Origin of the sequence: Pseudarthrobacter sp. 1G09, assembly GCF_050038305.1 — a bacterium.
Lineage (GTDB): Bacteria > Actinomycetota > Actinomycetes > Actinomycetales > Micrococcaceae > Arthrobacter > Arthrobacter equi.
The window spans coordinates 2,787,827-2,799,592 of sequence record NZ_CP188306.1 but is presented as its reverse complement, the minus strand read 5'-3'; the positions used below and the strand labels follow the sequence as shown (position 1 = coordinate 2,799,592).

Sequence of the window (11,766 nt, the reverse complement as noted above, 5' to 3'; positions counted from 1 at the left end):
CTTGAACGCCACCTCGCAGGCCGCCGTCGGACTGCAACTCATTGAGCCCGGCCAGCGCGTCACGGTCCGGGTCCCGGCCACCACGGCCAACCTGGGCCCGGGATATGACAGCCTCGGAATGGCCCTGGCCCTGCACGACACCCTGACGGTGGAGAGCCTTGACACGGACGAACTTGTCTTCGACCTGAGTGGCGAAGGGGCAGATACCCTGCCGCGGGATGCCAGCCACTTGGTGATCCGGGCAATGGATGCGGCTTTCGAACGGCTCGGCTTCCGCCACGGCGGCCTGAAGGTGACGGCTAAGAACGTTAACCCGCACGGGAGGGGACTGGGCTCCTCCGCGTCGGCAGTGGTGGCGGCAGTGTCCGCCGCGAATGCCATGGTTCCAGCGGAAAGCCGGCGCGGCCGGGACTGGATCCTGCAGCTCACCAGCGAGATGGAAGGCCACCCGGACAACGTCGCACCAGCGATTTACGGCGGAATGGCGCTGTCATGGCAGGACAGTGACCAGTACAGCAGCACCCGCGCCGAGGTGGCCGGAACGGTGGTTCCCATTGTGGCTGTCCCGGACTTCGAACTGTCCACAGAAGCGGCGCGGGCCCTCCTGCCCGCCTCGGTGGGACACCATGCGGCCGCTATGAACTCAGGCCGCGCCGCGCTGCTGGTCCACGCCCTGACCCGGGATCCCGAATTCCTGCTGGCGGGCACGGAGGACTACCTGCACCAGAGCTACCGTGCATCGGCCATGCGGCCCAGCGCGGCGCTGATTGGTGCGCTGCGGCAGGCGGGCCATGCCGCAGTGGTTTCCGGTGCTGGCCCCACCGTGCTGGTACTGGCCAACGGGGAGCCGGAAGCGGCCGACATCCTGGCTTTCATCACCGCGTTTACAGGAGCCAACACGCCGGAAGTGAACTGGCGCGTGCTGAAGCTCGCAGTGGACGTGGAAGGTGCTAAGGTGGACGTGCACCGGCGGTAATTCCGCCTATCTGATCTGCTTCTGCACTCAGTGGCAACTGATCTCCTACTGCGAATCTATTCCGGTGCCACCTGCTTGGTCTGTCGCAGGAATTTGCAGCATCCAACTGCCCCCCACGCGTCAGCCCTCCGTTCCGCCACGGGCGGTACGGAAGGTGAATCAGTACCGGCCCTGCTGGCCGAAATCCAACCGGCAAGGCCGCAAAATGCGGCTGCAGATCTGAACTGCAGCCCAGATCAAATCATCGCGTCCAGCTCCCAGTCCGGACGCCGTCGAGGGGGAAGGATCCTTCGTGACCGAAACCACTGAGCTGTCACCAGCTGTGGAACTATCATCTTCTGTTGCCGAGTCACCGGCAGCACCCGCCAAGAGCAGCGGCCTTGCAGGCCTGAAGCTCGCCCAGCTGCAGGCCTTGGCCAGCCAGCTTGGAATCTCGGGCGGTTCCCGCATGCGCAAGGGGGACCTGGTGGCTGCCATCTCCGCCCACCGTGCCGGCACTCCCACCACCAAGGCACCGGCCCGGGCAACTGAAAAGGCCACCGCTCCTGTTGCCGCTCCCGCTGTTTCCGCGCCGGCCGCACCTGAGGCTGCCGAAGCACCGGCCGCTGAAGGTACCCGTACCCGCCGCGGCCGCAGCCGCCGCGCCGGCAGTGATGGTGTTGTTGGGACCCCGGCCGCCGAAACTGCTCCTGCAGTTGAAGCGGCGCCCGTTGCGGAAACCGCTGCAGCGCCGTCCTCCGCTCCCGCTGCGGAAACCGCCGAAGGTGCCCACGAGCGCCGCCAGCCCCGTACCCGCAACCGCCGCCGTGGCGAAGCCGCCCAGGAGGTTCCCGCCGAAACTCCCGCGGAGCAGCCTGCCGGCGAAGCCAAGGCCGCCGATCAGGGCAACACGGAGCAGAAGGCCACCGAGCAGCGCTCCGAGTCCACCGAAACCGTGGATGCCGGCCAGCGCAATGACCGCCGCGACCGCAGCCGTGGAGGCCGCGACAACCGCGACGCCGATGGCGGCCAGCGCGACGCCGGCCAGCGTGACAACAGCCGGGACGCCGGCCAGCGTGACAACCGCGATGGCGATGACACCGACGGCAGCAGCCGCCGGAACCGCCGCAACCGGCGCGACCGCAACGACCGCAACGACCGCTCCAGTGGCCAGGACCGGGACAACAGCTCCCGCAACGACCGCTTCCGCGACCGCAACGACCGCCGCCGCGGACGCAACCAGGGCCCCGACGTCGACGACGTCGAGGTCACCGAGGACGACGTCCTCCTGCCCGTCGCCGGCATCCTGGACGTCCTGGAGAACTACGCGTTCATCCGCACCTCCGGCTACCTCCCTGGTCCCAACGACGTTTACGTTTCGCTGGCACAGGTCAAGAAGTACAACCTGCGCAAGGGTGACGCCGTCGTCGGCGCCATCCGTGCACCGCGCGACGGCGAAGACCGCAACCAGCAGTCCACCCGCCAGAAGTTCAACGCCCTGGTCCGCGTCACATCCGTCAACGGCAAGACCGCCGAAGAGCTGAAGGACCGCGTCGAATTCGCCAAGCTGGTCCCGCTCTACCCGTCCGAGCGCCTGCGCCTCGAAACGGACCCCAAGAAGATCGGTCCCCGGGTCATCGACCTCGTGGCTCCCATCGGCAAGGGCCAGCGCGGCCTGATCGTCTCGCCGCCCAAGGCCGGCAAGACGCTCATCCTGCAGTCCATCGCCAATGCAATCACCACCAACAATCCTGAGGTCCACCTCATGATGGTGCTCGTTGACGAACGTCCTGAAGAAGTCACGGACATGCAGCGCACCGTCAAGGGCGAGGTCATTGCCTCCACCTTCGACCGACCCGCGGACGACCACACCACCGTGGCCGAACTCTCCATCGAACGCGCCAAGCGCCTCGTGGAAATGGGCATGGACGTGGTGGTCCTCCTGGACTCCATGACCCGCCTGGGCCGTGCCTACAACCTGGCAGCACCGGCCTCCGGCCGCATCCTGTCCGGTGGTGTGGACTCCGCCGCGCTGTACCCGCCGAAGCGCTTCTTCGGTGCAGCCCGCAACATCGAAAACGGCGGTTCGCTGACCATCCTGGCAACGGCGCTCGTCGAGACCGGCTCCAAGATGGACGAAGTCATCTTCGAAGAGTTCAAAGGCACCGGCAACATGGAACTGCGCCTGTCCCGCCAGCTGGCAGACAAGCGCATCTTCCCCGCCGTGGACGTCAACGCATCGGGCACCCGCCGCGAAGAGAACCTGCTCTCGCCGGAGGAAGTCAAGATCATGTGGAAGCTGCGCCGCGTCCTCTCCGGACTCGAAACCCAGCAGAGCCTTGAGCTGTTGACCAACAAGATCCGGGAAACCGGGAGCAACGTCGAGTTCCTCATGCAGGTCCAGAAGACGACGCTTGGTGCGAAGTCGGATAACGACAAGTAGCTGAGTTAGGGGCGGGGTGCGGATACCTCGCGTGGTTCGCCGCGCGGGTTTTCCGCCCCCGCCTTCGTCGTTCGGTTTTGCCGCCCCCGCCCCTTCGCTGGGCGGCTTCACGATCTTCGATCGTTTGCCGCCCAGCTTCGGCAGGCCCGATGCCACTCCCGGGGCGGCAAAACCGAACGCCTCCTCAGCATGGTCACCCCCGGTGCATGCACGCGAGCACACCGCCGCGGTCAGGTTTCGTTTGTCATTAGACTTGTACAAGTCGAAAGAGGTTTATAGATGTTTGAGTCCGTACAGGGCCTGCTTGATGAGCATGACTCCATCCAGGCGCAGCTGGGGGATCCTGCTGTTTATGCTGACCAGCGGCTGGCCCGGAAGCTTGGGCGGCGGTCGGCTCAGCTTAATGGCATCGTTGAGGCGTACCACAAGTGGGAAGGCATCCGGGATGACCTTTCCGCTGCCAAGGAGATGGCGGCTGAGGATCCCGAGTTCGCTGCAGAGGTTCCCGAGCTGGAGGCAGCCCTTGAAACTGCAGCGGCCAAGCTTCGGCGACTGCTGATCCCACGCGATCCGGACGACGCCCGCAACGTGATCCTCGAGGTCAAGGGCGGCGAAGGCGGCGACGAAGCCGCGCTGTTCGCCGGCGACCTCCTGCGCATGTACACCCGTTACGCGGAGTCCCGCGGCTGGAAGACCGAAATCATCTCGTCCACGGAGTCCGACCTGGGCGGATACAAGGACGTCCAGGTGGCCGTCAAGGGCAGCTCCAACGACCCCGCCGAAGGCGTCTACGCACGGCTCAAGTTCGAAGGCGGCGTCCACCGCGTCCAGCGCGTCCCCGTCACCGAGTCCCAGGGCCGCATCCACACCTCAGCCGCCGGCGTGCTGGTCCTGCCCGAAGTTGACGAGCCCGAAGAACTCGAAATCAACCAGAACGACCTCAAGATCGACGTGTACCGGTCCTCAGGCCCGGGCGGCCAGTCGGTGAACACCACGGACTCCGCCGTCCGCATCACGCACCTTCCCACGGGCATCGTGGTGGCCATGCAAAACGAAAAGTCGCAGCTGCAGAACCGTGAAGCCGGCATGCGCGTGTTGCGTGCACGCATCCTTGCCCACCAGCAGGAGCAGATTGACGCCGCCAATTCCGAGCAGCGGAAATCCCAGATCCGCACCATGGACCGCTCCGAGCGGATCCGCACGTACAACTACCCGGAGAACCGGATCGCGGACCACCGCACCGGCTACAAGGCGTACAACCTGGACCAGGTCATGAATGGAGACCTGGAACCGGTCATCCAGTCTGCCATCGAGATGGACGAACAGGCACGCCTGGACGCCATCGGCGACTAGTCCGCACTCATGAGTGCAGGCCAGTCCCTCGCTGACGCCGTCAGTGCGGCAACCGCTGTCCTCCGCGAGGCCGGTGTGCCCAGCCCCCGCGTTGACGCCGAGCTCCTCGCCGACCACCTGCTCCAGGTGGGGCTGGGCCGGCTCCGCGCACTGATGCTGGGCGACACCCCGGCGCCAGAAGGGTATGACGAACTTGTGGCGGAACGGGCAGGCCGTGTACCCCTTCAGCACATCACCGGGGTGGCCCACTTCAGGTATCTGGAACTGGCGGTAGGCCCGGGTGTTTTCATTCCCCGTCCCGAGACTGAATCGGTGGTCCAGCTGGTGATCGACCATGTGGCGGGAATGGACGCGCCGCGGATCGTGGACCTCGGTACAGGGTCCGGCGCCATCGCAGGCTCCATCGCACATGAGGTTCCCGGCGCCGAAGTCCACGCCGTCGAATTCAGTCTGCTGGCCCACGCCTGGGCGGCCCGGAACCTCAAACCCCTTGGCGTCCACCTCGTCCTGGGGGACCTGCGGACAGCACTTCCGGAGCTGAACGGAACCTTCGACGTCGTGATCTCCAACCCGCCCTACATCCCCGCCGAAGCCATCCCCAACGAACCCGAAGTGGCGCTGCACGACCCGCCGGAGGCACTGTACGGCGGGGGAGCGGACGGTATGGAGCTCCCGACGGCGGCCGCGGTCTCCGCTGGGCGTCTTCTACGGCCCGGGGGCTACTTTGTGATGGAACACGCCGAAGTCCAGGCCGGCTGGATCGCTGCCATGCTTGTCAGGCAGGGAGCCTGGACCGGTATCAGCACGCACGTGGACCTGAACGGCAAAGAGCGCGCCACCAGCGCCTTCCTTGCCGGACCTGGCCACACGGAATGAAAGAATAGGCCTGTGACCACAACCTACGACTGCAGCACCGACAGCCAGCGCGCCGAGGCCCTCGAACATGCCCAGCGGGCCATCAGCGAGAAAAAATGCGTGGTCCTGCCCACGGACACCGTGTATGGAATCGCCGCCGACGCCTTCTCGCCGCAGGCCGTCACCATGCTCCTGGTGTCCAAGGGACGCAGCCGCACCATGCCGCCGCCCGTACTGATTCCCCGCATCAACGCCCTGGACGGGCTGGCCACGGATATTTCAGCGGAGGCCCGGAAGCTGGCGGAAGCCTTTTGGCCCGGGGGCCTCACGCTCATTTTCCACGCCCAGCCTTCATTGGACTGGGACCTTGGCGAGACCAAGGGAACTGTGGCGCTGCGGATGCCGGCCGATGAAATTGCGCAGGAGCTGCTGACCCTCACCGGCCCCCTGGCCGTATCCTCAGCAAACCGGACCGGACACGCCCCGGCACAGACCGCCGCGGCGGCGCGCGAGCAGTTGGCGGACTCCGTGGAGGTCTACCTGGAAGGCGGCTTCCGCCCCGCTGAGGGCGCGGACGCTGTTCCTTCCACCATTGTTGATGCCACCGGGCCCCGCCTCCGCGTTGTCCGCAACGGCGCGGTCAGCCTCGACGAGCTTCGCGAGCACGTTCCGGGCGTCCTGGGCCTCGGCGAGATTCCGATGGCTGAGGAGGATCCGGCCGAGGCAGCAGAGCCGGCGGATGGGGGAATCGTCGGCAACGAAGCGGGCAACGGTGAATCTGCCGGTGTTGAGTCCTCCAGCGCAGGGCCCGCTACTGCTGAACCTGCCAATACCGAGTCTGCCGATGCTGAGTCCGCCACCGCTGATGTTGCCGGGAAGGCCGAGCCGGCGGATGCCGCCGCACCGGCCAGGGAACAGCAGCCTTGATGGCACTGGACCGCCAGCAGATTCCTGTCCTGGACGTCCACGCCACGCCGCTGCGGGTTCCCGAGCTGGTTAAGGAGCTCAGCCGCTTCATCGAGGACGGCTCCACCCGGACGGTGCTGGGACACAACCTCCACAGCGTCACGCTCACCCTCTCCGATGATGGGTTTCGCCGGCTCTACGAGGCCAGTGACATCGTGCTCCTGGACGGTGCGCCTGTGCTGTGGCTGTGGGGGAGGACCGGCCATGCGGCGGGTCCCGTCATGGACTACCGGCTTGGCTCCACCGACTGGCTGCCCGCCCTTGACCAGGTGCGCGGCCTCGAGCGGATTGCCGTGGTGGGCGCCGGCAATGAAGCCAATTCCGGTGCGGTCGCCCGGCTGAAGGCCATCGTTCCCGGTGCCCGGGTGGAAGGTTTTCCGGGCGAGGACTGGAACCCTGAACTGGAGGACGCCGCCGTCGCCTGGCTGCACCGCGAGCAGCCGCAGCTGGTGTTGTTGGGCCTGGGCATGCCCCTGCAGGAGGAAGTGCTGCAGCGTCGGCTCGACGGCCTGCCGCCGGCCATTTACTGCGCCGTGGGTGGTGCCATCGAACAGCTGGCCGGGATCCAGAAGCTGGCGCCCCGCTGGCTCGGCCGGCTGGGCCTTGAGTGGGCCTGGCGGCTGCTGCTGCACCCGCGCCGCGTTGCCTACCGTGTTTTCGGCGAGCCCTGGGTCCTGCTGTGGCTCTTGGCAACGCGCCGGTTATCCCGCAAGGGTTAACGGGCTCATCCGGCAGCCCCTGCACGGGGAGTACCGCTAGAACTTCTGGTCCTCCAGCGGGCCGAATCCTTTACCGCGCAGGCCGGCGCTGAAGGTCCTGGCCCAGGCAAGCAGCCCCGGAAGGTCACGGCGCTGCACGAAGTACCCCAGGTAGCCGCCTACGTCCGCAACGAACGAACGGACCCGGAAATACCGGCGGATGAGGTACCCGCGGTTGCGGTAGTAGTAATAGCGCTTGAACGCCGACTCCGGAACGATGACGTGCCATCCGGCGCCGTACACGTGCTGGGTTTCGGAAAACGCGTGCGGGTGTGTGATGGCTGTGGTGGTGACTGTTCCAAACCTGATCCCTGCCTGGCGGAGGCGGATGGTGAAGTCCACCTCGTCGCCGCGGATAAACAGGCGCATGTCGGGCAGGCCCACCTTGAAGAACACGTCGGACCGGATGAGCGCGCCATTGAAGAAGTGCCCGTCGTCGGGAAGGAACCCCAGTTTCTCCACCTCGGCACGGTCGTGGGTGACCTTGCCGTCCAGCCGGAAGAAGAAGGAAAGCCTGTCTGGCTGCCCGGGCGCCGTCACGAGCGGAACCACAGCCTCCAGGTCGCGGGCTTCGGCCTCCCGCACCAGCGTGGCGAGGCATTCAGGATCGGCGGGCACGGCGTCGTCGTCCATCATCCAGATCCACTTGGCACCGCTGGCCACCGCCTTGAGGGCCGCGAGGGCAAACCCGCCGGCCCCGCCAAGGTTGGCTTCGGACCGGACATAGTCCACGTTGGCATGCTGTTCCGCTATGCTGCGCGCCGGTGTTGTGCCACTGTCAACCAGGCAAATGGTGTCCACTGCGGCCGTCTGGGCCTTGATCGAATCCAGCAGTACCGCGAGCTCCTTCGGACGGTCGAAGGTCACGGCTGCAACTGCAATGCGGGCGGTCATGGGGGTCCTTTCAGCATGGCTGTCAGGGGTTTCCCTGCTCCTTCTGCGCGAGTGTGGCGCGGAGCCATGACGCCGTTGGCGCTAGTATCTTTGACTAGAGTCCACTGTAATACAGCCCTGTAAGGCACTGCGTAAAGCTATCTGCGTACTGTCTGCTGCGCGCTCGGCGACGGAGAAGTTTCATTTATCGGAGAACAGATTCCCGGCCAGTGAGCCCACCTATCCCGGACCTGCCGCCGGCGCGGCGGTCCATTCCCGGGCCCCTCAATTCTGAAACGGCCATCACCCCATGATCATGTACCTGCTCATGGGCCTGACGGCCGCCGTCGTGTCCTACGCCGCGACCTGGGGTGCCCGGGTGGTGGGCCACAGGCTCGAACTGCACCAGCCCATCCGCAGCCGCGACATGCATTCCACCCCCGTTTCCAGGCTTGGCGGCGTTGCCATCTTCCTGGGTGTGATGGTGGCACTGATCGTCGCGAGCCAGTCCTTCTTCGTCAAGGACATCTACCGGAACAATTTCTCGCCGTGGGGAGTGCTGGCCGGGGCCGCGGTGATCGTCCTGGTGGGTGTGGCCGATGACCTCCTGGACATTCGCTGGTGGGTGAAGCTGATCGGCCAGAGCGTGGCTGCCCTTATCGTGGCCACCTGGGGCGTACAAATGACCATCGTTCCCTGGGTTCCCGAACCCATCTACCTGGAGAACGGAACGCTCCGGGTGGTGCTGACCGCAGGGCTCATTGTCACCACCATGAACGCCTTCAATTTCATCGACGGCCTGGACGGTCTTGCCGCAGGAGTGGCCGTGATCGGCGGAACGGCGTTTTTCGTCACGGCCTACTGGGTACACCGCAATGCAGTCCTGCTGGATTACTCAGACCTTGCCACGCTCATTACGGCGGTCCTCGTAGGCGGCTGCCTCGGATTCCTGCCCCACAACTGGTTCCCCTCAAAGATCTTCATGGGGGACTCCGGAGCCATGCTGATCGGGCTGCTGATGGCCTCGGCAGGTGTGGTGTCCACGGGGCAGATCAGCTCGGGCCTGTATGACCGGGCCAACGGTATTTCCACGGTCATCCCCATCCTGCTTCCGTTCGCCGTGCTCTTCCTGCCCTTGCTGGACCTGGGGCTCGCCGTGGTCCGGCGCACCGCACGCGGACGTTCGCCGTGGTCTGCCGACCGCGGGCACCTGCACCACAAACTCCTCGATATCGGTTACTCGCACCGCACGGCCGTGATCCTTATGTATTTGTGGACAGTGGTGCTGTCCTTCGGCGGGCTCGCCTTTGCGATCTTCCCCTGGCAGATCGTCCTCGCGGTTGACCTGTTCGCCACCCTGGTCATGGGCCTGATTACGGCGTGGCCGTACCTGTCCCGCAGCGGCGAGGAACCAGCCACGTAACGCCGTGCGGAAACATTTTCTATCTCGTGTAGAATTTAGGGGCAGCACAAGCTGCCACTCCACCCTGCTGGCTCCCCGCCAAATGCCCCCGACGATTGGGATCGAATGACCTCCAACGCCGAGCCCGGACCTGCGTCCGGCAAAGGACATGTTGGTGCTTCGGGTCCCACCGCGTCGCTGTGGCTGCACCTGCTAAAGATCAGTGCCGCTGCCGCGGCAATAGGTCTGGTCCTCTGCAGTGCAACCGCGATGTTCCTCAACGGTGGTGCCGCAGCACTCTCAAGTGCTTTGGGCGGTTTGCTGGTGATGCTGTTCTTTGGAATCAGCCTCCTGGTTGGCCACTTCGTTGGACGAAGCAACCCCTCCGGTGCCATCGGCGTCTTCGTGGCCACCTACTTCTTCAAAGTCGTGGGATTCGCCATTGTGATGTTCGTGCTGGGGGCGCCCCAATGGCTGCAAGACCGCTGGTTCGTCGCCGGAGCCGTAGTGGCCGTCGTCCTGTGGCAGGCGGCCGAAATCTATGGTTTCAGCAAAGTCCGCCTTCAGATCTACAACGATCCAGAGGACAAGGGGGAGCCCCGTGCGTAACTCAAGGAAACGTGGCGCTGCCGGTAACGGCAGCCGTGCGCAGGGCAGTCCTGCGCCCGGCGTCTCCAGCGAAAACACCGACGGCGGATACAACGCCGGGATGGCCGTCTTCAGCTACATTATTGGCGGAATCATCGTCTGGAGTTTGATAGGGTGGGGATTGGATTTTCTGTGGGGAACGCGCTGGATTGTGCTCGCAGGCGCTCTGCTTGGAGCCGTCGGAGGTTTTTACCTTTCCCACATGCATGGCCTCACCAGTTCCCGCAAAAACACTGGTGATCGTCCTGCTGCCAGCGGTCCGTCCCAGGACGGCGGCACGAATGCCAAATAATTTCACAGGGGGAACTTCAGGCCGCAAGGCCCCTGCTCCCCGCCCAACGCCCAATGATGGACACTGCAGAGAGGAAACGCGTTGATCGCGCTTGCGCTCCCGGCCCAAGATTCAGGAGAGTTTACACCTCCTGGTATTAACGAAATGCATTTGCCGGCAATCCTGCCGTGGGGTGCCGCAGAAGGATTCTCCAAGCAGATGCTGCTGGTCCTCCTCTCTGTCGTCTTTATCGCCGTCTTCTTCGTGCTGGCTGCACGCAAGCAGCAGCTGGTACCCGGCAAGCTCCAGTTCGCCGGCGAGGCCGCCTACGGCTTCGTCCGCAACGGCATCGCCAAGGACATCATCGGCGGCCGCGACTTTATCAAGTACGTGCCCCTGCTGTTCAGCCTGTTCTTCTTCATCCTGGTGAACAACATCTACGGCGCCATCCCGGTCATCCAGCTCCCCACGTTCTCGCACGTCGGCGGAGCATACGTCCTGGCCGGCATCGTCTACTTCACCTGGATCGCCATCGGCGTCAAGAAGAACGGCCTGCGCTACTTCAAGCTGGCCACCGTCCCGTCGGGTGTTCCCTGGTTCATCCTGCCGATCGTCATCCCGATCGAGATCATCTCCAACTTCGTCGTCCGGCCCGTGACGCACAGCCTCCGTCTGTTCGCCACCATGCTGGCCGGCCACCTCATCGTGATGATCGCCGGTTCCGGCATCGAATACCTGGTCATGCAGGAAAGCATCCTCCTGAAGGGCACCTCTGTCCTGGTGCTCGCCGGTGCGATCGCCATGTACATGCTTGAGGCCCTGATCATGGTCCTGCAGGCTTACGTCTTTACCCTGCTGACGGCGATCTACATCGAAGGCGCCCTGCACGCCGACAGCCACTAGGCGCCCTGCCGACAGGCACACACAAATCTTCCCCTCGCGGGGATGAAGCAACCCAAACAACCTGCCACATGGGTGGCATCTTGAAAGGAAGAAAAATGGAAGGCACAATCAACGGCTCCCTCAACCTCATCGGCTATGGCCTCTCGGCCATCGGCGGTGGTATCGGTGTGGGTCTCGTGTTCGCCGCTTACATCAACGGTGTGGCACGTCAGCCGGAGGCTCAGCGTGTGCTGCAGCCGATCGCATTCCTTGGTCTGGCACTGACCGAAGCCCTCGCCATCCTTGGTCTCGTCTTCGCTTTCGTCCTTTCCTAGTCCTGGCGCGAAGCGAACATTCAGA

General features: G+C 64.8%; 12 protein-coding genes. 11 read left to right on the top strand and 1 reads right to left on the bottom strand.

All coding sequences use genetic code 11. The annotated features are described in order from the left end of the window. The first annotated feature begins 1 nt into the window (after position 1). From thrB to ACP3TD_RS12845, 6 genes are all read left to right on the top strand, one after another. Complete coding sequence (thrB, locus tag ACP3TD_RS12870; protein ID WP_426763368.1) at positions 2-976, top strand: homoserine kinase; 975 nt, start codon at positions 2-4, stop codon at positions 974-976. Between the two features lie 292 nt (positions 977-1,268). After that, positions 1,269-3,398, top strand: a complete 2,130-nt coding sequence (rho, locus tag ACP3TD_RS12865) for a transcription termination factor Rho (RefSeq protein ID WP_426763367.1) — start codon at positions 1,269-1,271, stop codon at positions 3,396-3,398. A gap of 279 nt (positions 3,399-3,677) precedes the next feature. Beyond that, entirely contained in the window at positions 3,678-4,751 is a 1,074-nt protein-coding gene (prfA, locus tag ACP3TD_RS12860) for a peptide chain release factor 1 (protein WP_426763365.1), read from the top strand. A gap of 9 nt (positions 4,752-4,760) precedes the next feature. Continuing rightward, positions 4,761-5,627: a peptide chain release factor N(5)-glutamine methyltransferase gene (gene prmC, locus ACP3TD_RS12855; RefSeq protein WP_426763363.1), complete on the top strand. Its 867-nt coding sequence runs from the start codon at positions 4,761-4,763 to the stop codon at positions 5,625-5,627. Between the two features lie 12 nt (positions 5,628-5,639). After that, the gene (locus ACP3TD_RS12850) at positions 5,640-6,533 is read left to right on the top strand and encodes an L-threonylcarbamoyladenylate synthase (protein ID WP_426763362.1); all 894 of its coding nucleotides are present in this window, start codon (positions 5,640-5,642) and stop codon (positions 6,531-6,533) included. Next, the gene (locus ACP3TD_RS12845) at positions 6,533-7,291 is read left to right on the top strand and encodes a WecB/TagA/CpsF family glycosyltransferase (RefSeq protein ID WP_426763361.1); all 759 of its coding nucleotides are present in this window, start codon (positions 6,533-6,535) and stop codon (positions 7,289-7,291) included. The genes ACP3TD_RS12850 and ACP3TD_RS12845 overlap by 1 nt, the downstream gene beginning before the upstream one ends. 36 nt (positions 7,292-7,327) lie before the next feature. Here the strand turns inward: ACP3TD_RS12845 and ACP3TD_RS12840 are convergent, their stop codons facing one another. Beyond that, positions 7,328-8,224 (bottom strand): glycosyltransferase, encoded by an 897-nt coding sequence (locus ACP3TD_RS12840; RefSeq protein ID WP_426763360.1) that lies wholly within the window; start codon positions 8,222-8,224, stop codon positions 7,328-7,330. A gap of 289 nt (positions 8,225-8,513) precedes the next feature. On the opposite strand from ACP3TD_RS12840, the gene ACP3TD_RS12835 reads away from it, so the two are divergent. The 5 genes from ACP3TD_RS12835 (at position 8,514) to atpE (ending at position 11,741) form a co-directional block, all read left to right on the top strand. After that, the gene (locus tag ACP3TD_RS12835) at positions 8,514-9,626 is read left to right on the top strand and encodes an MraY family glycosyltransferase (protein ID WP_426763358.1); all 1,113 of its coding nucleotides are present in this window, start codon (positions 8,514-8,516) and stop codon (positions 9,624-9,626) included. Positions 9,627-9,731: 105 nt separating this feature from the next. Beyond that, entirely contained in the window at positions 9,732-10,214 is a 483-nt protein-coding gene (locus tag ACP3TD_RS12830) for a hypothetical protein (protein WP_426763357.1), read from the top strand. Further along, the gene (locus ACP3TD_RS12825; protein WP_426763356.1) at positions 10,207-10,545 is read left to right on the top strand and encodes an AtpZ/AtpI family protein; all 339 of its coding nucleotides are present in this window, start codon (positions 10,207-10,209) and stop codon (positions 10,543-10,545) included. Before ACP3TD_RS12830 ends, ACP3TD_RS12825 begins: the two co-directional genes overlap by 8 nt. 81 nt (positions 10,546-10,626) lie before the next feature. Beyond that, on the top strand, positions 10,627-11,427 hold the full coding sequence (gene atpB, locus ACP3TD_RS12820; protein ID WP_056085165.1) for a F0F1 ATP synthase subunit A: 801 nt from the start codon (positions 10,627-10,629) through the stop codon (positions 11,425-11,427). Between the two features lie 95 nt (positions 11,428-11,522). Continuing rightward, the gene (gene atpE, locus ACP3TD_RS12815) at positions 11,523-11,741 is read left to right on the top strand and encodes an ATP synthase F0 subunit C (RefSeq protein WP_011775261.1); all 219 of its coding nucleotides are present in this window, start codon (positions 11,523-11,525) and stop codon (positions 11,739-11,741) included. Positions 11,742-11,766: the final 25 nt, after the last annotated feature.